The sequence below is a fragment of the Micromonospora sp. CA-240977 genome, assembly GCF_050942285.1.
Lineage (GTDB): Bacteria > Actinomycetota > Actinomycetes > Mycobacteriales > Micromonosporaceae > Micromonospora.
In genome coordinates, this window is sequence record NZ_CP192055.1 from 1,712,602 (window position 1) to 1,735,458 (window position 22,857).

Consider the following 22,857-nt stretch of genomic DNA (forward strand, 5'->3'; position numbering starts at 1 on the left):
TTAAGGTCGCCGACGATGGCCGCACCGGAATCACTCTCCCTCGCCCAGGCTCGTCGGGTGGCGCTCGCCGCTCAGGGCTTCGCCGACCCGGCGCCCGCCGGCGTGCCCACCCGCCGGCACCTGCGTCGGGTGCTCGACCGGGTCGGTCTGATCCAGATGGACTCGGTAAACGTGCTGCAACGCGCGCACTACCTGCCGCTCTACAGCCGGCTCGGCCCCTACCCGACCACGCTGCTCGACCAGGCTGCCTACCGGCGCCCGCGGGAGCTGTTCGAATACTGGGGGCACGAGGCGTCGTTGGTCCCGGTCGAGCTGCACCCGATGCTGCGCTGGCGGATGGCCCGGGCGCGGAGTGAGTCCTGGGGCGGCATGCGGCGGATCGCGGTGGAGCAGCCGGAGCTGGTCGCCTGGGTTCGCGACGAGGTGGCTGCCCGCGGCCCGCTGACCGCTGCCGAGATCGAGCACGACGCACCGCGGGAGACCGGCAACTGGGGGTGGAACTGGTCGGCGGTCAAGCGGGCCCTGGAGTTCCTCTTCTGGGCTGGTGAGGTGGCCGCCGCGGAGCGCAGCACCTCCTTCGCCCGCCGCTACGACCTGCCTGAGCGCGTGCTGCCCGCGGCGGTGCTGGCCGCGCCAACCCCGACCGACGCCGAGGCGTACCGCACGCTGGTGGCCCGTGCCGCGCGGTCGCTCGGGGTGGCCGCCGAGCCGGAGTTGCGCGACTATTTTCGGCTGCCGCTGGCCGGCGCCCGGCAGGCCGTCGCCGAGCTGGCCGAGGCCGGTGAGCTGGTGCCGGTCACCGTGGCGGGTTGGCGTCAGCCGGCCTGGCTGCACGCGTCCGCCCGGCTGCCCCGTTGGATTCGCGGCAACACACTTGTCAGCCCCTTCGACCCGCTGGTCTGGGAACGGGCCCGCACCGAGCGGCTGTTCGACTTCACCTACCGGATCGAGATCTACGTCCCCGCGCCGCAGCGGGTCTACGGCTACTACGTGCTTCCCTTCCTGCAGGGCGACCGGTTCACCGCCCGGGTCGACCTGAAGGCCGACCGCAAGGCCGGTGTGCTGCTCGTGCCGGCCGCCTGGGTCGAGCCCGGCGCCGACCCGGAGGAGACCGCCGTGGCGCTCGCCGCCGAGCTGTACCGGCTGGCCGGCTGGCTCGGCCTGGACGCGGTGGCACCGCCGCTGGCCGGCGACCTGGCCGGTCCGCTCACCGCCGCGTTGGCCGGCGTGTCCGGTGTACCGTGAGCGCGTGACGAGCGTTCCCGGTCCGGTCGACCAGCCGCAGCCCGCCCCCGGGGCGGTGCACACCGTGCCGGCTGACCCGGCCGGCGTTGGTCCGGCTGGGGCTGGCCCGGATGGCATGGGTCCGGCTGGCGTTGGTCCGGGTGGCGTTGGTCCGGGTGGTTGGCCGACGACCCCGCCGGGTGGCTACCCGGCGCCCGAGCCGGACCGGCTCACCCGGTTCGTGCTGCGCCTCTACGAGCGTTCACCGCGCTGGGCGGTGCCGCTGGCCGCGGTCGGCTGCGTCGCCGCGGGCATGGGTTACGCGCTCCTCAGCGACCCGGCCGACGCCGCCCCGGACGCCGCGCCCACCTGTCTGCTCAAGCTCACCACCGGGCTCGACTGCCCAGGCTGCGGCGGCACCCGCGCACTCTGGTACGTGCTGCACGGCGACCTGCCGGCAGCTGCCCGGCACCACTTCCTGTTCGTTTTCGCGTTGCCGTTCCTCGCGTACCTCTTCGTGGCCTGGGCGGGCAACCAGGCGTTCGGTTGGCGACTGCCGGAGCTGCGGATCAGCTCGAAGGTCATCGTCGGGTTCCTGGGCGTGTGGCTGGCCTTCTCGGTGCTCCGCAATCTGCCCTGGGCGCCGTTCACCTCGCTCTACGTCTGACCCGTCCGCCCTCCGGGCTCCCGAGGGCGTCAACCGACGTCGTGCGGGCCGCACGACTCCTCCGTGGGCAGGGCATGACCTCGCCGTCTCCCTGTAGAGCTGCCCCAGTTGTGGGGCACGGGCTCCGGACCGGCCTTCGCGGCGATGCCTGCCCCGGATTGGCCTTGGGGCGACGCCTGGCTGAGGGACCGGCATCCGGCGCGTCGCCTGCCCAGGACTGGCCTTCGGGTGAGGCCTGTCCCGGACTGGCCTTCGGGGTGAGGCCTGCCCCGGACTGGCCTTCGCGGCCTCGCCTGCTCCCCGGGGGACGCCTGTAGAGCTGCCCCAGATTCGGGGCAGCTCTACAGGCAACCGGAGAGGCATTAGGGGGCCGGCGGTGCCTCGTCGAGATCTTGGACACCTATGGCCCGCTGGTGGGGAAGGCGTCGCTGATTTGGTGGTAGCTGGGCGGTTTCTGCACCGCGAGCCCGAGTTGGGCTCGGGACCGACGGCCACTACAGTCCCAGGAATGCCGGAGATGGTGCAGCCCCAGGTCAAGTTGATCGCGTGGACCCAGTTCGCGGCCCCGGACGACGTGCCGTGGTCGACCGATGCGGAGGGTGGCCAGGCGCTCGCCGAATTCGCCGGCCGGGCCTGTTACCAGTCCTGGAAGAAGCCGAATCCGGCGACCGCCACGAACGCCGGCTATCTGGCGCACATCCTCGACGTCGGGCACCTCTCGGTGCTGGAGCACGGGTCGGTGACCTTCTACTTCACCGGGGTGTCCCGCTCGTTCACCCACGAGCTGATCCGGCACCGGCACTTCTCGTACTCCCAGTTGTCCCAGCGCTACGTCCCGGAGCGGGACGCGGCAATGGTCGAGCCGGCGGTCATCGCCGACGACCCGGAGCTGCACAAGAAGTTCGTGGCGGTCGCCGAGGCGAGCGTTCAGGCGTACACCGAGTTGCTGGAGGGCCTCGAGCAGCGCTTCTCCGACGAGCCGAACCCGACGCTGCGCCGCAAGCAGGCCCGGCAGGCCGCCCGGGCGGTGCTGCCCAACGCCACCGAGACGCGGATCGTGGTCAGCGGCAACTACCGGGCCTGGCGGCACTTCGTCGCGATGCGCGCCACCGAGCACGCCGACGTGGAGATCCGTGAGCTGGCCGTGGAGTGCCTGCGCCAGCTGCAGGGAGTCGCCCCGAACGTGTTCGCCGACTTCGTGATCTCCACGCTGCCGGACGGCACCGAGGTGGCGGCCAGCCCGCACGAGGCGTCCTGAGCCCTTCCCCGGCGGGCCCCGGCAGGTCGTCCGCTAGGTTGGAGGGTATGACGCTCGACCACCTCGACGCCGCCGCCCGACCGGCGTCCCGCCCCTTCGGCCGGCTGCTCACCGCCATGGTGAGCCCGTTCACCCCCGACGGCTCGCTCGACCTGGACGGCGCCGCCCGGCTGGCGAGCCACCTGGTCGACGAGCAGGGCAACGACGCGCTGGTGGTCAACGGCACCACCGGCGAGTCGCCGACCACCACCGACGCGGAGAAGGAACACCTGATCCGGGCCGTGGTGGAGGCCGTCGGTGACCGTGCCAAGGTGGTCGCCGGGGTCGGCACCAACGACACCCGGCACACCATCGAGCTGGCCGCCGCCGCCGAGAAGGCGGGTGCACACGGCCTGCTGGTGGTCACCCCGTACTACAACAAGCCGCCGCAGAGCGGGTTGCTGCGGCACTTCACCGCCGTCGCCGACGCCACCGGCGTCCCCGTGATGTTGTACGACATCCCACACCGCTCCGGCGTGCCGATCGACACCGAGACGCTGGTCCGGCTCGCCGAGCACGGCCGGATCGTCGCGGTCAAGGACGCCAAGAGCGACCTGACCGCCACCAGCTGGGTGACCAGCCGGACCGACCTCGCCTTCTACTGCGGCGAGGACGCGCTCACCCTGCCGGCGCTGGCCGTTGGCAGCGCGGGCGTGGTCGGCACCTCGACGCACTTCACCGGGGCGCTGACCGCACAGATGATCGAGGCGTACGACGCGGGGGACATGCCGGCCGCGCTTGCCCTGCACCGGCGGCTGCTGCCGCTGTTCACCGGCATCTTCCGCACCCAGGGAACCATCCTGGTGAAGGCGGGCCTGGCATCGCTGGGCCTGCCGGCCGGCCCGGTGCGCCCCCCGCTCGTGGACGCCACCACCGACGAGATCGCCCAGCTGCGCGCGGACTTCGCGGCAGCGGGCCTGGAGCTGCCCGAATGAACGAACGACACGATGGGCGCCGAGTGACGGCGTCGCAGAATGAGGTGGACGCGTGACCGAGGCGCACATCGAGGCGGAACTACCCCCGCCGCTGCCGGAAGGCGGCCTGCGGATCATCCCGCTCGGCGGGCTCGGCGCCATCGGTCGGAACATGACCGTCTTCGAGTACGACGGCAAGTTGCTGATCGTCGACTGCGGGGTGCTCTTCCCCGACGTCGAGCAACCGGGCGTGGATCTGATCCTGCCCGACTTCGGCCCGATCCTCGACCGGCTCGCCGACGTCCAGGCGATCGTGCTGACCCACGGCCACGAGGACCACATCGGCGCGGTGCCGTACCTGCTCGCCCACAAACCCGACATCCCGCTGGTCGGCTCACAGTTCACCCTCGCGCTGGTCGAGGCCAAGTTGGCCGAGCGGCGGATCCAGCCGTACACGCTGACCGTGCGCGAGGGCGGCCGGGAGCGGCTCGGCCCGTTCGAGTGTGAGTTCTTCGCGGTCAACCACTCGATCCCGGACGCCCTCGCGGTGGCCATCCGCACCCCCGCCGGTCTGGTGCTGCACACCGGCGACTTCAAGATGGACCAGTTGCCGCTGGACGGCCGGATCACCGACCTGGCCGGCTTCGCCCGGCTCGGCGCCGAGGGCGTCGACCTGCTGCTGTCCGACTCCACTAACGCGGAGATCCCCGGCTTCGTCACCCCGGAGCGGGAGATCGGGCCGGTGCTCGACTCGATCTTCGCGAAGGCCAAGGGCCGCATCATCGTGGCCTCGTTCGCCTCGCACGTGCACCGCGTGCAGCAGGTCTTCGACTCCGCGGGTGAGCACGGCCGCAAGGTCGCGTTGATCGGTCGGTCCATGGTCCGCAACATGGGCATCGCCCGGGACCTCGGCCTGCTCAACATCCCGAACGGCCTGGTCATCAGCATCGACGAGGCGACCACGCTGCCGCCGAACGAGATCGTGCTGATGTCCACCGGCTCGCAGGGGGAGCCGATGAGCGCGCTGGGTCGGATGGCCAGCGGCGACCACCGGCACATCACCATCGCGCCCGGCGACACCGTCGTGCTGGCCTCCTCGCTGGTGCCCGGCAACGAGACCTCGGTCTACCGGGTGATCAACCGGCTCGCCCGCGCCGGCGCGGTGGTCGTCCACAAGGACGTCGCGAAGGTGCACGTCTCCGGGCACGCCCCCGCCGGGGAGCTGCTCTACCTGCTCAACGTGGTCCGGCCCAGCAACCTGATGCCGGTGCACGGCGAGTGGCGGCACCTGCGCGCCCACGCCCGGCTCGGCATCGAGTCCGGCGTCGCCGCCGACCGGGTGGTGATCTGCGAGGACGGCGACGTGGTCGACCTGGTCGAGGGCCGCGCCAGCCTGGTCGGGCGGGTGAAGAGCCGGTACGTCTACGTGGACGGCCTCGCCGTCGGTGACGTCAGCGAGTCGCTGCTCACCGAGCGACGGATCCTCGGTGACGGTGGCTTCATCGCCACCACAGTGGTCGTGGACTCGGTCACCGGCAAGGTGGTCGCCGGCCCGACGCTCTCCGCGAAGGGCTTCTCCGAGGACCCGGAGGCGTTCAACCCGGTGGTCCCGCTTGTCACCGAGGCGCTCAACCGGGCCGCGGCGGACGGCGTCACCGACCCGCACCAGCTCCAGCAGATCGTCCGCCGGACCGTGGGCCGGTGGGTCAACGACAAGTACCGTCGTCGTCCGATGATCGTGCCCACCGTCGTCGAAGTCTGACACGGGTGACCGGGCCGGTCGCCGACATCCCCGTGGATGTCGGTGGCCGGCCCGAACCGTCGCGACGGGTCGCCCTCTTCGCGACTCAGGGGAGCGCGGCGACCGCCTCGGCGTAGGCGACGCCGGTGGCGATGGCGGCGTCCACCAACACCGTCAGCTGCGCCGGGGCCACTCCGTGGGTCAGGTCGGTGGCCACGTCCCCGGCCAGCACCAACTCCCCGCCGATGTCGTGCACGTACGCCTTGGGCAGCAGGCGGTCATGGTTCCAGGCGTTGCAGAAGGCGTACGCCTCGGCGCGACGGGTCGCCGGCAGCCGGCGGGCGGCCATGGCCCGGGCGTGCAGCACCTCACCGCGTTCGCCGGCCCGCTGGAACTGGATCACCACGCCATCCCACCGGCCGACGACCCGGTCGCCCTCCTCCACCAGGTACCTGTCGCCGCGCCGGTCCAGCACTCCGATGATCATGTCGAGGGTCAGCGCCATCAGCTCCGACCCGCCCTCCTCGTCGGACCCGTCGACGTCGGGCTCGACGTACCCATCCGGCTCGTCGTCGGCGGGTAGCGGGACCGGCGCCGCGAGCGGTCTCTCGGCGAGCCAGGCGGCCATCCGGCCGGAGTGGTGGCCGGTGCCGTTGCGGGCGTCGAAGCTGCCGGCCAGGTCGTTGGCCACGCCGAGCAGCAGCGCGCCGAGGGCGGCCACGTCCGGTTCGGTGGCGGGCCGCTCGCCGTACGCCGGGCGGGGCACAGTTCGCCCGCCCCGCCCGGCCGCCACGGCCAGACCACAGACCAGCGCCCCGGCCGCGGCGAACTCCATGGCGGCGAGGTCGTCGGTCGGCCGGTCCAGTCGGGGCAGTTGCTCGGCCAGGATGGTCAGCCCGCGTTCCAGGTGCCCGCCCAGGGCGCAGAACCGCAGGTGCGCGGCGAGGTGCGGGAACGCGGCGGGCTCGTGCCGGTGCCGGCGGTACGCCCGCACGTGTGCCGCCGCGGCCCGCTGTGCCTCGCCGACCCGGAGAGCGGGCAGCAGACCGGCGACCAGGTTCCGTTCGGGCTGGTCGGTGCAGGTCTCCGGGGCGCCGTCGGTCTCCGGCAGCTCGTCGAGCGCGGCTCGCCACTCGCCCCAGCCGGCCAGCAGCTCCGCGCGCCGGGCCGGGGCGCAACCCGGGCAGCCGCCGGCCGGGCCGGGCGGGCGGCCGCACCACCGCTCGTACCAGTGGCGGGCGGTGGGCTCGTCGCCCAGGTGGTCGGCGACCCGGCAGTGCAGCTCCGCGACGGTTGGCGTGTCCGGACCATCCGCGCCGACCCGGTGGGCCAGGTCGTGCAGCAGGGAACGGGTCTGGTCCAGCCCGACCCGCGGGGTGCCGAGCAGCGCCTCCACCGCGTACCGCTGGTAGCGCAGCAGCAGCCCGGACTCGACGTCGGTGAGCAGCTCGGGCCGGTGGTCGGCGGCGGCCCGGCAGCGCCGGACCGGCTCGACCAGACGCCACCGCTCCCCGTGCAGCAGGTACGCCTCGATCAGCGCGAACCGGGCGTCCATCCCGGACCGGACGTCCCCGGTGGCGTCGGCGCGTTCGGCGAGCCGCTCCAGGGCCACCTGGCGGGCCGGGCCGTCGGGCAGGTCCCGGGCGTCGGAGAGCGCGGCCGTCAGGGCCGGCAGGGCGCTCCCGCCGAACCGGTCGACGGCACCGGCGGGTGGCGCGTCGCGGTGGCCTGCCCGGTCGGTGCGGCTGCCGGTGAACTCGTCCCGGCCGGTCACGACGACACCGCGCCGGGCAGGCGACGGACCGCCACGGCGAGCTGGCAGCCGGTGGAGATGCCACAGTCGAGCAGTTTGTCGAGCTGGTGCGACGTCACCCCGCGTTCCAGGTCGGTGACCACCTCGCCGTACACCCGGGCCCGACCGTCGTCGTCGACGTGTACGAACGCCTTGGGCCAGAGCCGGTCGTGGTTCCACGAGTTGCAGAACGCGTACAGGGCGGGCACCTGCTCGATGCCGAAGGTGGGAGTGACCATCGTGCGGACCTGGAGCAACTCGCCGTCCCCACCGAGGCGGAGGAACCAGATCATGTTGTCGTCGAAGCGACCCACCAACTCGCCGTCCAGGGTCACGCTGACGGGCCGGCCACGGGCGGCGAGCACCGCGGCGACGAGGTCACCGCTCAGCGGGCGAAGCGCGCCCGGGTGCCCGGCCAGCGGATCGCCCGGATCGCCCTCGGTTTCCGGCGACGCCATGGGGCATCCCTTCTGAGGCGGATATCACGACTGGCGGCGGGGCCCGTGTTGCGACGCGCGGACACGACCCGGAAAAGCGGGGTTCTGCCCGGCCCCACCGTTACCGTGACTCTATGGCGGGCCGTACCTCTCAGGCGAGCCGGCGGCGCGGCGCGTCGCCGCGCGGTGGCACCAACAGTCGTGCCCGTCAACCGGCGAAGAAGACCCGGGCGCCGGTTCGGCGTCGTACCGTGCCGGCCCGGCCCGGCGCTGCTGTCTACGTGGGCCGTGCCGTCGGCGCACTGTGGATGGGCGTGGCACACGGCATGGGCTGGGCGGTGCGGGCCGCCGGTCGGCAGGCCGCCTCCGCCCGCGACCTCGACCCGGAGCACCGCCGGGACGGCGCCGGGCTGCTGATGTTCGGGTTCGCCCTGCTCACCGCCGTGGCGCTCTGGCTTTCCGGAGCGGGTCCGGTGGGCGCGCGACTGGCCGACTCGATCCGGCTGTTCCTGGGCGCGATCTCGGTGGTCGTACCGGTGCTGTTGATGATCGGGGCCTGGCGGTTGATGCGTCAGCCGGTCGATCCGGAGCACCGGGGCCGCGGGTTGATCGGCTGGAGCTCACTGCTCGTCTCGACCGCGGCGCTGCTCCACATCGGTCAGGCCCCGGCCAACCCGCTGCAACGGGACTTCGCGGGCGGGCTGGTCGGCGCGGGCATCGGCGGGCTGCTGGAGCGCGCGGTCACCGCCTGGGTGGCGGTGCCGCTGCTGATCCTGCTGCTGCTCTTCGGTCTGCTCGTGGTGACGGCGACACCGATCAACAAGATCCCGGAGCGGCTGGGCCTGTTGGCCGGCGGGCTGGTCGCCGCGCCGGAGGAGGCCGAGGAGGCCGACGAGCCGGCCGCCCAGCGGACGCGGAGGCGGCCGGCGAAGCGGACGCCTCCACCGGTGGACCCGGACGACTTCGAGGACCTGGACGGTGCGGACCTCCAGGAGACCATGGTGCTGCCGCGCAAGTCCCCGGCGAAGGTGCCGGCGAGCCGCCGGCCGCCGGTCGAGCCGCCGGAGCACTCGCCCGCGCCGACGCGGGCCGAGCAGCTCGCGTTGACCGGACTGGCCGGGGACTACACCCTGCCGCCGGCCAACATGCTCAGCGCCGGGGCAGCCGCGAAGACGCGCAGCAAGGCCAACGACGAGGTGATCGCCGCGCTGACCGGTGTGTTCGACCAGTTCGACGTGGACGCCGCGGTCACCGGTTTCACGCGGGGCCCGACGGTCACCCGGTACGAGGTCGAGCTGGGCCACGGCGTCAAGGTCGAGCGGATCACCCAGCTCTCCCGCAACATCGCGTACGCGGTGAAGTCGCCGGACGTGCGGATCCTCAGCCCGATCCCGGGCAAGAGCGCGGTCGGCGTGGAGATCCCGAACACCGATCCGGAGAACGTGGCCCTCGGCGACGTGCTGCGCTCCCGTGCGGCGACAAGCGACCACCACCCGATGGTGGTGGCGCTCGGCAAGGACATCGAGGGCGGCTACGTGGTGGCCAATCTCGCGAAGATGCCGCACATCCTCATCGCGGGGGCCACCGGCGCGGGCAAGTCCAGCTGCCTCAACACCCTGCTGGTGTCCATCCTCACCCGGGCCACCCCGGACGAGGTCCGGCTGCTGCTGATCGACCCGAAGCGGGTCGAGATGACCGGCTACGAGGGCATCCCGCACCTGGTCACCCCGATCGTGACGAATGCCAAGAAGGCGGCCGACTCGCTGGACTGGGTGGTCCGCGAGATGGACATGCGCTACGACGACCTCGCCGCAAACGGGGTCCGGCACATCGACGACTTCAACCGCAAGGTCCGCAACGGCGAGATCAAGGCCCCGCCGGGCAGCGAACGGGAGATGCGCCCGTACCCGTACCTGTTGGTGATCGTGGACGAGTTGGCCGACCTGATGATGGTCGCGCCGCGCGACGTGGAGGACTCGGTCGTCCGGATCACCCAGCTGGCCCGCGCGGCCGGCATCCACCTGGTGTTGGCCACCCAGCGGCCCTCGGTCGACGTGGTGACCGGTCTGATCAAGGCGAACGTGCCGTCCCGGCTGGCGTTCGCCACCTCCTCGCTCGCGGACTCCCGGGTCATCCTCGACCAGCCGGGCGCGGAGAAGCTGCTCGGCCGCGGTGACGGGCTCTTCCTGCCGATGGGCGCCTCCAAGCCGGTCCGCATCCAGGGCGCCTGGGTCACCGAGCGGGAGATCGCCGACGTCGTGAAGTTCTGCAAGGACCAGCGCGAGCCGGAGTTCCGCAAGGACGTGCTGGCCCCCGCGCAGGAGAACAAGAAGAAGATCGACGAGGACATCGGTGACGATCTCGACCTGTTGGTGCAGGCGGTGGAGTTGGTGGTGACCTCGCAGTTTGGCTCGACCTCGATGCTCCAGCGCAAGCTGCGGGTCGGCTTCGCGAAGGCGGGCCGTCTCATGGACCTCATGGAGACCCGTGGGGTGGTCGGGCCGTCCGAGGGGTCGAAGGCGCGTGACGTGCTGGTCAAGCCGGACGAGCTGGAGGAGGTCCTGGTCGGCCTGCGCGGCGACGTGGACTGACCGGCGGGGACGACCGACCCCGGGAAACGCGACGGGCCCCGGGAAACGCGACGGGCCCGCCGGCAGCCGGCGGGCCCGTGACTGGGAAAGCGTTCAGTTGAGCAGGGCGGCGGCGATGACGGTGCCGAGGATCGCGCCGACGACGCTGGCCGCCGCGGCGTACCAGCCGAGCGGCTTGTCACCAAGCACCGCGCCGACGATGCCCGCGACGATGCCGAGCACCCCGAAGACGATCGGGGAGATCAGCAGGGCGAGGACCGCGAAGACGAAGCCGACGATGGTGAGGATCCGGGCAGCGTTGGCGCGGGGGCGTGCGTTGCTGGGCAGGTCGGCCATGTCTTCCTCCGGGTGAGAGCCTGTCGTGACGAATTGATCACTACCCACTGTGGGCGGTGGCCACGCCTGCCGGGGTGGCTTCTCAGTGGAAGATTTTCAGGCCGATCACGCCGGAGACCACAAGCAACAGGCACAGGATCCGGGGCAGGCTCGCCGACTCACCGAGCGCCAGCATCCCGATCAGCGCGGTGCCGACCGCCCCGATGCCGACCCAGACCGCGTAACCGGTGCCGACCGGGATCTCGCGCAGCGCGTACGCCAACCCGGCCATGCTCAGGACCAGCGTCACCGCGAACACGACTGACGGGACCAGCCGGCTGAGGCCGGCGCTGCGGTCCAGGGCCACCGCCCAGGCCGTCTCCAGCAGTCCGGAGATCACCAACACCAGCCAGGCCATCGTTCACCTCATGCGGGAGTGCCCGGGCCGCCGGGGCCGGGACGAGTCGGGTCTGCACGTCGCGGGGCGTCTTGGCCTGACCGGGTACGCCCACCACTCGTCCGGGATGGCCACGGGCGACCGGGCCACCGACGCCGACGCTAGCACCGCCCGGTCGTCGTGGCGGACGGGTCGGGCGCCGACGGCCCAGTGACTCCCGCCACCCCGTATTGACCTGCACTTGACTCTAACTTGCAGGATGGCCACCATGACGCTGATCTATGCCGATCCCGAGGTCGCCGCCGCGCTGGACGCCGCCACCACCGTCGACGCCATGCGGGCCGCCCTTCTGGCCGCGTACGAGGGACGCCTCGTGGCCCCGCCCCGGGCCGCCGCACCGCTCAGCGGCGGGCGGCTGGTGCTCACCGCCGGGCACCTGGTCGGCGACTGGTACGGCTTCCGCTCCTACGACACCTTCGGCCACCCGCAGAGCGAGCAGGTGGTGGTTCTGCACGACGCGGGCACCGGGGCGATCCGGGCGGTAGCGGTGGGCGAGGAGTTGGGCTCCCGTCGTACCGGAGGGTTGGGGGGCGTGGCGGTCGACCGTCTGGCCCGTCCGGACGCGGCCACCCTCGGCGTGATCGGCTCCGGCCGGCAGGCCTGGACCCAGGTCTGGGCCGCCGCCGCGGTCCGCCCGTTGCGTGAGGTGGTGGTGCACAGCCGATCCGCCGCCCGCCGGGATGCCCTCGCCGCGCGGATCCGCGCCGAGCTGGGCGTGCCCGCCCGAACGGTGGCCGACCCGGGCTCGGCCGTGGCCGGGCGGGACATCGTGGTGCTCGCCACAACCAGCCCGACCCCGGTGCTCCGCGCCGCCGACCTCAGCCCCGGCACGCACCTCAACGCGGTCGGCTTCAAGCAGCGTGACCGCAGCGAGTTCGGCACCGACCTGCTGGACACCGCCGACCTGCTGGTCACCGACTCGCCGGCCCAGGCGGCGGACTACCAGCCGCCGATGCTCGCGGCCACGCCCCCGTACGCCGGGCGGTTGCGCAACCTGGGCGCCATCCTGGCCGGCGCCGTCCCCGGCCGGACCGCCGCGGACCAGATCTCGGTCTTCTGCTCCACCGGCCTGGCCGGCACGGAGGTCTTCCTGCTCGATGCGTTGACCCGCATGGGCGCCGTGGCGCGCTGAGCGCCGGCGGGGGACAGGGTGGCCGATTCGGCGTCGCGGCGCCCGTCCGGCCGTCACCGCAGCCCCGCGTGCGTGGGCTTCCCCGGACGGCCCGGTACCCTCGGATGGTGTCTGCCACCTCTCCTTCTCCCTCTGACAACGCCGAGGGCCGTCGCGTCGCCCTGCTCACCCTGGGCTGTGCCCGCAACGAGGTCGACTCGGAGGAGCTGGCCGCACGGCTGCACGCCGACGGCTGGCAGGTGACCACCGACGGCGAGGGCGCCGACGTGGTGGTCGTCAACACCTGCGGCTTCGTGGAGAAGGCCAAGCAGGATTCCATCCAGACCCTGCTCGCCGCGGCCGGCACCGGCGCCAAGGTGGTCGCGGCGGGCTGCATGGCCGAGCGGTACGGCCGGGAGCTGGCCGACAGCCTGCCCGAGGCGCAGGCGGTGCTGAGCTTCGACGACTACCCGGACATCGCCGCCCGGCTGAACGCGGTCGTCGCCGGTGAGCAGATCACCGCGCACACCCCCCGGGACCGGCGTGAGCTGCTGCCGCTGACCCCGGTGAAGCGGCGCGACAACGCCGTGTCGCTGCCCGGGCACGGCACCGTGAGCCGCACCGCCGTCGACACCGACGAGCACACCCCCGCGCACCTGCGCCAGGTGCTGCGCCGCCGACTGGACACCGGCCCGGTGGCCTCGTTGAAGCTGGCCAGCGGCTGTGACCGGCGTTGCGCGTTCTGTGCCATTCCCGCCTTCCGGGGGGCGTTCGTCTCGCGTACCCCGGACGAGTTGCTCGCCGAGGCGGAGTGGCTGGCCAAGACCGGCGTACGGGAGCTGGTGCTGGTCAGCGAGAACTCCACCTCGTACGGCAAGGATCTCGGCGATCCCCGCGCGTTGGAGAAGCTGCTGCCGCAGCTCGCCGCGGTGACCGGCATCGTCCGGGTGCGGGCGAGCTACCTCCAGCCGGCGGAGACCCGACCCGGGCTGGTCGAGGCGATCGCCAACACCCCGGGTGTGGCCGCGTACTTCGACCTGTCGTTCCAGCACTCCAGCGAGCCGGTGCTGCGGCGGATGCGGCGTTTCGGCTCCACCGACCGTTTCCTGGAGCTGCTCGCGGGCGCCCGTGCGTTGGCCCCGGAGGCGGGCGCCCGGAGCAACTTCATCGTCGGTTTCCCGGGCGAGACCCGTGCCGACGTCGACGAGCTGGTCCGGTTCCTGACCGAGGCCCGGCTGGACGCGATCGGGATGTTCGACTACAGCGACGAGGACGGCACCGAGGCCGCCGGCCTGCCCGGCAAGATCTCCGCCGCGACGATCAAGCGGCGCTACGACCGGCTGAGCGCGCTCGCCGACGAGCTGTGCTCGCAGCGGGCCGAGGACCGGCTCGGCTCGACAGTCGAGGTGCTTGTCGACTCGATCGAGGACGGCGTGGTGGAGGGTCGGGCGGCCCACCAGGCGCCGGAGGTGGACGGTTCCACCACCCTGGTCGCCCCGGCCGACGGTGGGGTCGACCTCGCCGCGCTGCGCCCGGGTGACCTGGTGCGCGCGACGGTGACCGGCACCGAAGGGGTGGACCTGCTGGCGGTGCCGGATGAGATGATCTCGGCGGCGCCCGGCGCGGCACGGTGACGGTGGGCCCAGGCGGAGCGGGGGAGCCCAGTGGTGCGGTGCCGGGAACGCCACGGCGGGCCGAGCGGAGTGCGGCGGTGACCGGGGCGGCGGAGTCGACGCCGACCCGGGTGGTCGCCGTGGTGCCCGTCGTCAACGCGGCCAACGCGCTGACCGCCCTGCGGCTCGCGCTGGTGCCGGTCTTCGCCGCCTCGGTGATCATGTCGGGGATGACCCACTCCGGCTGGCGGATGGCCGCGTGCCTGATCTTCGCGGTGGCGTCGGCGACCGACCTGGTGGACGGCTGGATCGCCCGCCGGTTCGGGCTTGTCACGTCGGTCGGCAAGGTGGCCGACCCGATCGCCGACAAGGCGCTCACCGGCGCCGCCCTGGTGTTGCTGTCCTGGTACGACAGGTTGCCCTGGTGGGTGACCGCACTGATCCTCGTCCGTGAGCTGGGCATCACCGGGCTGCGGTTCTGGGTGATCCGGCACGGCGTGATCGCGGCCAGCCGAGGCGGCAAGGTCAAGACCGCGCTCCAGATCCTCGCCATCGCCTGGTATCTCTGGCCGATGCCCGCTGCCCTCGCCGCCGTCGGTCCGTGGATCATGGGGGCCGCCGTCCTGGTCACTGTCGCCACCGGCTTCGACTACATAGCCCAGGCTCTGCGCCTCCGCCGCCCCCGCTGACACCACCCGCCGCCGTTGATCATGAGGTTGTCCGGCGCCCGGGGCGGCGTGTCGCGAGGCTAACTCCATGATCGACGCGACCGGCCCGGCAGGGTTGAGGGCCGGTGGGTGGGGAAGGACGGGTTCATGCAGCGGGACACGGGTGTCGAGCGGCCGGCGGATGGCGCGGCGGCGGACGATGCCATGGCGGGCAGCGCGGCGGCGGGCGTGGTGCACCGCTTGGCGCAGCGGCACGAGACCCTGGCAACCGTCGAATCGCTCACCGGCGGATCGCTTGCCTCGTCGATCGTCGACATCGCCGGGGTCAGCGGAATCTACCGGGGCGGCCTCGTGGTCTACGCCACCGAGCTGAAGAGCATCCTGGCCGGCGTGCCCGCCGACCTGCTGTCCGAGCGCGGACCGGTGGACCCGGATGTGGCGGCGGCCCTCGCCGAGGGCGGTCGCCAGCGCTGCGGCGCGGACTGGGGGGTGGCCACCACCGGCGTCGCCGGCCCCGAACCGCAGGACGGCAAGCCCGTCGGCCTGGTCTACGTCGCGGTCGCCGGCCCGAACGGCGGGAAGGTCCGCCAACTCGACCTGGACGGCGGGCGGGACCACGTCCGCGCGGCGGCGGTGGTCGAGGCGCTGCGGCTGCTCGCCGAGCGGATCCACGACGCCGACGTCCAGGACCCCGACCTCGACCCCGACGCCCACCAGGGCCCCGCAGCGGACGATCCCGAGGCCCGGGAATTCGACGGCTTGGAAGATCCCGTCGGGACCGCCGAGGGCGCCCGGGGCAGGGCGGGGACGGCCGATGCCGCCCGCCGGTGAGCCCGCGCCGGCGAACCGACGGGCGGGGCGGGATGTCGGCTGGGCTCGTAACGGGTACGGTTGCGGGAAGGCTCCGACGTTTCGGGGTCGGCGCGGTCCGCCGCGGCCGGCCGCCCAGCGCCGGGCGCGAGGTATCCCTCAGGGGGAGGTGCGATGATCCTGCTACGCCGGGTGATCGGTGACGCACTGCGGGCGCGCCGGCAGGGGCAGCAGCGCACGCTGCGTGAGGTCTCCACCGCCGCCAACGTCAGCCTCGGCTACCTCTCCGAGATCGAGCGGGGGCACAAGGAGCCGTCCAGCGAGCTGCTCGCCGCGATCTGTGACGCCCTCGGCGCCCGTCTGTCCGAGCTTCTCCGTGAGGTGAGCGACACCGTGGCGCTCGCCGAGCAGATGCCCGACGTGCTCGTCTCGATGCAGGACGAGCCGGCCGACGCCGGGGCTGTGTCGAAGAGCACCAGCCGGGGCGTCCGCCAGGTCACCTCCGATGGCAAGGTCGCCGTCTCGGTCCGCCAGGACTCGCCACTCAAGGCCACGCTGCGCAGCGCGCGCGTCCGCCCGACCGAGCGCGACCGGGACGTGGTCTGCGCCGCCTGAGCCCGTCGCCCGGTTTGACAATGGGAGGGCTGGCTCCGGCCGCGTAGGGTGGCCCACAGGAGCTGTCGGTGCGGTCGACCGACCGGTACGGATGCCTCGCTGGCGTTCGGCTGGGACGATGGAGATCGGCCGGTGGTGGCCAGTCGGTCCGTCCGGCCCGGCCGGCCGTGGTGGAGCGATGCTACTGAGGGGATACCGCGGAGATGGCGAACCCGTTCGTCAAGGGTTGGAACTACCTGATGGCGCTCTTCGGTGCGAAGATCGATGAGCATGCCGATCCCAAGGTGCAGATCCAGCAGGCCATCGAGGATGCCCAGCGGCAGCACCAGGCGCTGGTCCAGCAGGCTGCCGCGGTGATCGGCAACCAGCGTCAGCTGGAGATGAAGCTGTCCCGGCAGATGACCGAGGTCGAGCGGTTGCAGGGCAACGCCCGGCAGGCCCTGGTGCTGTCCGACCAGGCCCGGGCCAAGGGTGACGAGGCCGAGGCGACGCGGTTCGAGCAGTCGGCGCAGACCCTGGCCACCCAACTGGTCTCCGCCGAACAGGCCACCGAAGACCTGAAGACCCTGCACGACCAGGCGTTGGGCGCCGCCGCCCAGGCCCGCCGTGCGGTCGAGAACAACTCGATGATCCTCCAGCAGAAGCTCGCCGAGCGCACCAAGCTGCTCAGCCAACTGGAGCAGGCCAAGATGCAGGAGTCGGTGGCCCGCTCGCTGGAGTCGATGTCGTCGCTGACCGCGCCCACCAACACCCCGTCACTCGACGAGGTGCGCGACCGCATCGAGCGGCGGTACGCGAACGCGATGGGTCGCGCCGAACTGGCGGGCAACTCCGTCGAGGGCCGGATGTTGGAGATCCAGAAGGCGACGATCGACTCAGCCGGGTCGGCCCGGCTGGAGCAGATCCGGTCCAGCATGGCAGGGGAGCAGCTCGGCGGGGCGTCGCAACGACCGGCCGTGCCGCAGGCCGAGAAGGCCAGCCCGGCCACCGACCCGACGGCCGCGGCCCGGCTCGACGAGCTGCGCGCCAGCATGGCCCGCGAGCGGGGCACCGGCGACCCGACCGCCGCCGGCTGAACGACCGGACCGAGGAGGTCACTGTGGCAGACGAGCGGACCCGGTACTTCCGCAGACTGGGTCGGCTGCGCCGGTCCGCCCGACGGTGGAGCGTGCTCGCCGGTGGGCTCGGTGGCGCGGCCGCAGTGCTGACCCCGTACGCCGGCCTTGGTCTGCCCGACGCGGCCTGGGCCGGCGCCGCCGGCAGCGCGGTGGCGCTCGCCGCCTGGCGCTGGATCGACGTGCGTGCCCTCGCCGCCCAGCCGGCACCGCCCGCCCTCGACCCCGCGGAGGCCGCGGCCCGGTCGCGGGCCCGGCTGATCGCCGCCGTCGAGCGGCTGCCGGTCGGCCCGGGGGTGCTTGCCGAGGTCCGCCGGTTCCGCTCCCGGATCGCCCTGCGCGGCACCAGCGCGGGCGAGCAGTGGGCCCGACTGGACCGGGCGGCGCTCACCCTGGCCGGCATGGCCCCCCGTCTCACCGGGCTGGCCGAGCCGGCGGTGCTGGAGGCCGCCGCCGCCGACCGTTCGCTGCGTGACCTGGCCGCACGGGTGGCCAGTGTCGAACGTGCGCTGCGGCTGGCCCCGGCCGACGCCCGCCCGCCGCTGGCCGAGGCGCACGCCGCGCTGAGCGCCCAGCTGGAGGGTGGGGTCGCGGCCTACGAACGGCTTGTGGTGGCCGCCGCCGGTTACCTGGCCGAGGACGCCCGACCGGAGACCGCCCACCCGGCCGCCGCCCGGCTCACCGAGGCGACCGACCTGTTGCACGGGGTGGCCGGGGCACTGGCCGAGCTGCGCTCCGCCGGCACTCCGCTGCGCGCGCCAACCCACTGAGAGACGCCCACCGCCGCACCCCACCCGGCCCGGGTCACGGCGGCGTCGTGACCCGGATCGGGTCCGTGTACGGCGAACTGCCAACGACGTTGAACGACCGGATCCGGTAGTGGTAGGTGACGTCCCGGGCCAGTCCCGTGTTGCTGAAACCGCGACCGGTCACCGTGAAGGTGGCCACCTCCCGGTCGAACGCCGGGTCCAGCGCCCGCTGCACGATGAACCCGGACCCCGGGCCGGCGGGGGTGCTCGCCGCCCAGGCCAGGATCACCGTCGCGGTGTCCGGCCCCGGCGCGCTCGCCGTGGCGCTCACCCCGTTCGGGGTGCCCGGCGCGGGCGGGGAGGTCACCGTGGCGACCGTCGACCAGGCCGAGGCGGCGCCCAGATAGGTGGTCCGCACCCGGTAGTAGTACGTGGTGTCCGCTGCGATCGTGACGTCCAGGTGATTGTCGCCGGCCCCGATCGCCGTGGTGCCCGGTCCGCTGGTGAACGTCGGGTTGGTGGCCCGCTGCACGTCGATGCCGGTGGCGAACGAGCGGTTCGTCCAGCGCAGGGCCACCCGCAGGGGCGCGGCGGGTGCCAGCGCGGCGACCAGGCCGCTCGGCGCGGCCAGGTGCACCGAGGCGGGCACCCCGTTCGACCAGGACGAGTAGCTGACCGCGTTCTCCGCCCGGATCCGGTAGTGGTAGGTCACCCCGGGAGTGACTGTCGCGTCCGTGTACCGGGTGGCGGCCGCCGCGACGGTGATCGTGGTTACCTCGCCGTCGAAGGTCGCGTCGGTGGCCCGGTGCAGCAGGTGACTGGTGGCGGGTGGCCGGCCGCCGTTGCTGGTCCAGGCGAGCGCGATAGCGGGTAGCGCGGTGGCCGAGCCCGGCACCGGCGTGGCGGTCAGCCCGGTCGGTGCCTTGGGTGTCACCCGCAGCACCAGTGGCCGGGTCATCCCGCCGTCGCGGTGGCCGGCGAGTTGGCTGTGCCAGCGGTATTCCCAGCCGAGGTTGACCAGGTGGTTGACCACGGTGGCGGGTCGCCCGTCCGCCGGGCTGACCGGGGTCGACCCGGTCCGGGCGCCGGCCGGGCGGCACGGGTCGAGCAGCCGGACGCTGTCGCCCAGCTTGAACGGCAGCGCCGGGGCGACCGGGCGCAGCGCCACGACCACGTCCTCCCGGGGGTTGACCCGGACGATCTGCTTCCAGCCCAACTCGGTGCCGTGCGGGAGTCGCAGCGTGCCGTCCCAACCGACCCGGTTCACCAACTGCACGTCGCAGCCGCCGAACTGGACCGCTTCGGTCTGCCGGACGTTGCCGCTGATCCGCCAGAGCTGGGTGCCGTCGGTAGCGGCGCCCAGCGGCACGGCGGGGTCGGTGGCGAAGAGCACCTCGGTGACCGGGTCGGTCGGGCCGAGGGGCAGGGTCGTCGGGTTGAGCGGCCCGGCGTGCGGGTGCCCGACGCCGAGCCGGCCGACCAACCGGCCGTGGTCGGGCTCGAACACCTGCTGTACGGCCTTGACCGCGATCGGCAGCGTCACCGGCCCCGCGCCGGCCGTCGGTGTGATCGTCACCGAGGTGGCGTGCACCGGGACCGTCGTCGTCGACGCGGTGCTGGTGCCGAACGCCGGGTCGTACGCCGGCTGCGGCACGATCGGCGGGCGTTGACTCGCCGCGTACGCGACGGGCAGCCGTTCGCGCAGCCGGCCCAGGTCGTACGGCGGCGCCGGGGTGCCCGCGACCCGGAACTGGAGCAGGGTGCGGGTGTTCGGGCCGTACCCCGGCTCGGTGCCCGGCGGCCCGCCCTCGGCCGTCCGGTCCGGTGCGTCGGTGTGCTGGTCGTAGCGCGGGTCGAAGCCGGGCAGCGGCGCCGGGGCGTCGTTGTACAGGATCAGCGTGCTGCCCGGCGGCACCGCGGAGAAGTCGACGAGCACGTCGGCCCGCTCACCCGGGGCGAGCAGCAGGGTGTGCCCGTCGACGTTCAGCACTGTCGGGTCGAGCCGGTCGTAGCGGTAGCCGACCGGCCGGTTCGGCAGCACCACCGGGGCGGGCAGCAACCCGGCCTCGTTGCCGATCTGGATGAACTCCGGCCCGGCGGCGCGCGGATCCGGCACACCGCCGTCGCGTCCGTCGGTCGGCCACCCCGGCGGCCGGTCGGCCGCCCGCACGGCCGGCACCATCGGCACCTCCCCGGCGTCGGCGTCGGCGAGCGCCCCGTCGGCGGTCCACATCGGCGCGTCGGAGCAGGCGCGGTAGAGCTGGAGGTTGAGACTGCGGTCCAGGCAGGCGTTGAGGATCCGGAACCGGTACGCGCGCGGCCGCACCTCCAGGTACGGGTAGGCGACGCCGTTGACGAGCGGGGTGTCCCCGTACGCCTCGGGCACCGCGGACGGGTGCGGCACGCCGGGGCGCAGCGGGGGCTCGTCCGGCGCGTCGACCGGGTCGTGGTGCGGGTTGGCGACGCAGCCGTCGGCGCGGGTGCTGTCCGGGGCGGGATCACGCGACCAGGGGCCGTAGTCCCACCGGCCGGTGGGGTTGCGTCCGCCGGACCGGTACGGGTTCTGCCGCGGCTGGTAGACGTGCGGGTGCCAGAGGCTGCCCCGGGCGCCCCAGCGTTCCCGGTCCCAGGTGGGGTCCTCGGCGGCCAGTTGGGCGTCGTCCGGCACGAACGTCTTGTCCTCGATCACCAGCGGCAGTTGGTCGGCTGGCAGCACCGCGTCGGCGACGAGCTGTTCCTCGGCCGGATCGGTGAGCAGGTAGAGCGCGAGTTGTCCGCCGTAGACGGTGAGCCGGGCCAGGCCGAGGGTGTTGTCGTGGAACCACAGCAGCCGGCCGCTCTGCTCGTTCGGGTAGTACAGGGTGGTGGCCCCCGCGCCCGGTGGCGGCATGTCCGGCACGTGGGTCACGCCCACCCCGTTCGGGTACGGGGTGATCTCCCCGGCCGGAGTGATCCACTGCCCCGGGTTGCCGGCGCTGTTCCAACCGGTCTGCGCCCCGGCCAGGTGCAGCACCGCGCGGTTCTGCGGGAACGGGGCCGGCCCGTCGAGCGGGCCGATCCCGGCCCCCTCGACGCTGTCGTCGACAGGCAGGAACAGCTCACCGGCCCGGCCGGTCGGGAGGTGGTTGATGAACTTCACCCGGACCGGTCGGCCCCGCCGGGCGAGGATCATCGGACCGAGGTGCCACTGCCGATCCGGGGGCCCCACCGTGTTGTGGCCCGCCGGGTCGGTGCCCAGGTTGAGCTGCCGGTAGCCGCGCAGCCGGGTGGCTGGCAGGTCCCGGTGCAGCCGTTGCGCGTACTCCTGCACGACGATTTCGTAGTAGTCGCAACCCGGATAGCTGATCGTGTCCGGCGTTGCCACCGGCAGGTGGCCGCCCAGGTCGGTGCCGTCCCGCTGGCCCGGGACGGGCAGCGGGTCGACGAACTTGCGCAGCCCGGTCCCGGGCACGACCCGCCCGTCGGTGTCGCGCGCCGGCCGAGGGCTGTGGGCGAAGTTCGGCACCGGGCCGAAGTAGCGGGGAGCGACGGCCGGGTCCAGGCTCGCCGCCGGGGTGGTCTCCTCGGCGGTACGCGCGGTCGGCACGGACACCGTTCGGCCGTTGACGGAGCCGTCGGTGTCGCGGGTGGCCCGTTCGAAGAAGGTGGAGCGGAGTCTGCGGAACAACGCCATGACTCTCCCCGGGTCGGGGCGCGAGGGTCGCCACCCCGGCGTGGCTGCCTCGGCGCTCTGCTGACGATCGGTGAGCACTCAACCGCAGCATGCGACTCCGACGGCCGGATAGGAATTACCCAATCGTCCGTATCTGGGGTGGCCGTGGCCGACGGGTGCGCCGGTCAGCCGGATTCTGGGCTGCCCGGCTGTTCGGGCTGGCAGACCGGGCACCAGTAGGTGACCCTCTCGCCCAGCTCCTCCTTGCGGATGGCGGTGCCGCAGCGGCGGCACGGCTGGGCGCGGCGACCGTACACGTAGCTGGTCTGGCCCCGGTGCAGGGAGCCGGTGCTGCTCTGCGTCCACCGACCACGGTTGGCGGCGAGCAGCCGCTGCGCGAGGGCCACCAGACCGGGCAGGTCGGGCACCGCGCCGACCGGCGTCCACGGCGACACACCGCGCAGGAACAGCACCTCGCACTTGTAGAGGTTGCCCACCCCGGCCAGGTTGCGCTGGTCGAGCAGCGCCTCGCTGATTGTCTGTTCCGGGTGGTCGGCGAGTCGGCGGACCGCCTCGGCCGGATCCCAGTCCGGGCCGAGCAGGTCGGGGCCGAGGTGGCCGACCAGGTGGTCCTCCTCGGCGGTCGGCACGAGGGTCAGCTCGTGCAGGTGGTAGCCGACCGCGACAGCGCCGGGGCTGCGTAGCACCACCCGGATCAGGTGCGCGGGTCGGCCGGTCCAGCGTTCCCCCGGGGCGTACGCCCGCCAGGCGCCGTCCATCCGCAGGTGCGAGTGCAGGGTCCAGTGCGCCTGGTCCGGGGCGCCGAGGCGCAGCAGCAGGTGCTTGCCCCGGCTGGCCGACTCGCGGACGGTCCAACCGGTGAGATCGGTGGTCGCCAGCTGCGGCACCCGGAAGTCGCTGTCGGTGATCCGCGCGCCGGCGAGGGCGCGGTGCAGCACACGCGCGGTGTTCCAGACGGTGTCACCTTCGGGCACCCTGTCATCCTCTCTCATTTGAGCAGGATTCGCATGTGTCGCTATTTGTACACAGGTTCCTCCTGATCTCCTGACATGCGAGGGTCAGGGGGTT

Annotated in this window: 19 protein-coding genes and 1 riboswitch; of the genes, 13 read left to right on the forward strand and 6 right to left on the reverse strand. The window is 73.1% G+C overall.

Annotated elements, in window-relative coordinates; translation table 11 throughout:
• Positions 1–15 precede the first annotated feature (15 nt).
• The 5 genes from ACQPWW_RS08025 (at position 16) to ACQPWW_RS08045 (ending at position 5,864) form a co-directional block, all read left to right on the forward strand.
• Positions 16–1,245, forward strand: coding sequence for a winged helix-turn-helix domain-containing protein (locus ACQPWW_RS08025; protein WP_433130638.1), 1,230 nt, complete (start codon positions 16–18; stop codon positions 1,243–1,245).
• Positions 1,246–1,360: 115 nt separating this feature from the next.
• Entirely contained in the window at positions 1,361–1,891 is a 531-nt protein-coding gene (locus tag ACQPWW_RS08030; protein ID WP_433134204.1) for a DUF2752 domain-containing protein, read from the forward strand.
• A 517-nt stretch (positions 1,892–2,408) separates the two neighbouring features.
• On the forward strand, positions 2,409–3,149 hold the full coding sequence (thyX, locus tag ACQPWW_RS08035) for an FAD-dependent thymidylate synthase (RefSeq protein ID WP_433134206.1): 741 nt from the start codon (positions 2,409–2,411) through the stop codon (positions 3,147–3,149).
• Between the two features lie 47 nt (positions 3,150–3,196).
• Positions 3,197–4,123 (forward strand): 4-hydroxy-tetrahydrodipicolinate synthase, encoded by a 927-nt coding sequence (dapA, locus tag ACQPWW_RS08040; RefSeq protein ID WP_433130640.1) that lies wholly within the window; start codon positions 3,197–3,199, stop codon positions 4,121–4,123.
• Between the two features lie 52 nt (positions 4,124–4,175).
• Entirely contained in the window at positions 4,176–5,864 is a 1,689-nt protein-coding gene (locus ACQPWW_RS08045) for a ribonuclease J (protein WP_433130642.1), read from the forward strand.
• An 85-nt stretch (positions 5,865–5,949) separates the two neighbouring features.
• On the opposite strand, the gene ACQPWW_RS08050 is transcribed toward ACQPWW_RS08045, so the two are convergent.
• A complete protein-coding gene (locus ACQPWW_RS08050; protein ID WP_433130644.1) occupies positions 5,950–7,617 on the reverse strand; it encodes a YbjN domain-containing protein in 1,668 nt (555 codons plus the stop codon).
• Positions 7,614–8,093 carry a YbjN domain-containing protein gene (locus tag ACQPWW_RS08055; RefSeq protein ID WP_433130646.1) on the reverse strand — a complete coding sequence of 160 codons (480 nt, stop codon included), beginning with the start codon at positions 8,091–8,093 and terminating at the stop codon, positions 7,614–7,616. Before ACQPWW_RS08055 ends, ACQPWW_RS08050 begins: the two co-directional genes overlap by 4 nt.
• Positions 8,094–8,206: 113 nt before the next feature.
• Here ACQPWW_RS08055 and ACQPWW_RS08060 point away from each other — a divergent pair, with 113 nt between their 5' ends.
• Complete coding sequence (locus ACQPWW_RS08060) at positions 8,207–10,663, forward strand: DNA translocase FtsK (protein WP_433130648.1); 2,457 nt, start codon at positions 8,207–8,209, stop codon at positions 10,661–10,663.
• A gap of 93 nt (positions 10,664–10,756) precedes the next feature.
• On the opposite strand, the gene ACQPWW_RS08065 is transcribed toward ACQPWW_RS08060, so the two are convergent.
• Together ACQPWW_RS08065 and ACQPWW_RS08070 are read right to left on the reverse strand one after the other, a co-directional pair.
• Positions 10,757–10,999, reverse strand: a complete 243-nt coding sequence (locus ACQPWW_RS08065) for a hypothetical protein (protein WP_433130650.1) — start codon at positions 10,997–10,999, stop codon at positions 10,757–10,759.
• Positions 11,000–11,081: 82 nt separating this feature from the next.
• A complete protein-coding gene (locus tag ACQPWW_RS08070; protein WP_433130652.1) occupies positions 11,082–11,396 on the reverse strand; it encodes a DMT family transporter in 315 nt (104 codons plus the stop codon).
• Positions 11,397–11,456: 60 nt separating this feature from the next.
• Positions 11,457–11,523: riboswitch (guanidine-III (ykkC-III) riboswitch) on the reverse strand.
• 120 nt (positions 11,524–11,643) lie between these two features.
• On the opposite strand from ACQPWW_RS08070, the gene ACQPWW_RS08075 reads away from it, so the two are divergent.
• The 7 genes from ACQPWW_RS08075 (at position 11,644) to pspM (ending at position 18,137) form a co-directional block, all read left to right on the forward strand.
• Positions 11,644–12,567 (forward strand): ornithine cyclodeaminase family protein, encoded by a 924-nt coding sequence (locus ACQPWW_RS08075; protein ID WP_433130654.1) that lies wholly within the window; start codon positions 11,644–11,646, stop codon positions 12,565–12,567.
• 104 nt (positions 12,568–12,671) lie between these two features.
• Positions 12,672–14,180: a 30S ribosomal protein S12 methylthiotransferase RimO gene (gene rimO / locus ACQPWW_RS08080; RefSeq protein WP_433130656.1), complete on the forward strand. Its 1,509-nt coding sequence runs from the start codon at positions 12,672–12,674 to the stop codon at positions 14,178–14,180.
• 77 nt (positions 14,181–14,257) lie between these two features.
• Positions 14,258–14,848, forward strand: a complete 591-nt coding sequence (gene pgsA / locus ACQPWW_RS08085; protein ID WP_433130658.1) for a CDP-diacylglycerol--glycerol-3-phosphate 3-phosphatidyltransferase — start codon at positions 14,258–14,260, stop codon at positions 14,846–14,848.
• Positions 14,849–15,031: 183 nt separating this feature from the next.
• Entirely contained in the window at positions 15,032–15,658 is a 627-nt protein-coding gene (locus tag ACQPWW_RS08090; protein ID WP_433134208.1) for a CinA family protein, read from the forward strand.
• Positions 15,659–15,811: 153 nt separating this feature from the next.
• Entirely contained in the window at positions 15,812–16,252 is a 441-nt protein-coding gene (locus ACQPWW_RS08095) for a helix-turn-helix domain-containing protein (RefSeq protein WP_433130660.1), read from the forward strand.
• Between the two features lie 203 nt (positions 16,253–16,455).
• Positions 16,456–17,328: a PspA/IM30 family protein gene (locus ACQPWW_RS08100; RefSeq protein ID WP_433130662.1), complete on the forward strand. Its 873-nt coding sequence runs from the start codon at positions 16,456–16,458 to the stop codon at positions 17,326–17,328.
• A 23-nt stretch (positions 17,329–17,351) separates the two neighbouring features.
• Complete coding sequence (gene pspM, locus ACQPWW_RS08105; RefSeq protein ID WP_433130664.1) at positions 17,352–18,137, forward strand: phage shock envelope stress response protein PspM; 786 nt, start codon at positions 17,352–17,354, stop codon at positions 18,135–18,137.
• Positions 18,138–18,171: 34 nt separating this feature from the next.
• Here the strand turns inward: pspM and ACQPWW_RS08110 are convergent, their stop codons facing one another.
• Both ACQPWW_RS08110 and ACQPWW_RS08115 read right to left on the reverse strand, forming a co-directional pair.
• Positions 18,172–21,789 (reverse strand): hypothetical protein, encoded by a 3,618-nt coding sequence (locus ACQPWW_RS08110; protein ID WP_433130666.1) that lies wholly within the window; start codon positions 21,787–21,789, stop codon positions 18,172–18,174.
• A 164-nt stretch (positions 21,790–21,953) separates the two neighbouring features.
• On the reverse strand, positions 21,954–22,763 hold the full coding sequence (locus ACQPWW_RS08115; protein ID WP_433130668.1) for a DNA-formamidopyrimidine glycosylase family protein: 810 nt from the start codon (positions 22,761–22,763) through the stop codon (positions 21,954–21,956).
• Positions 22,764–22,857: the final 94 nt, after the last annotated feature.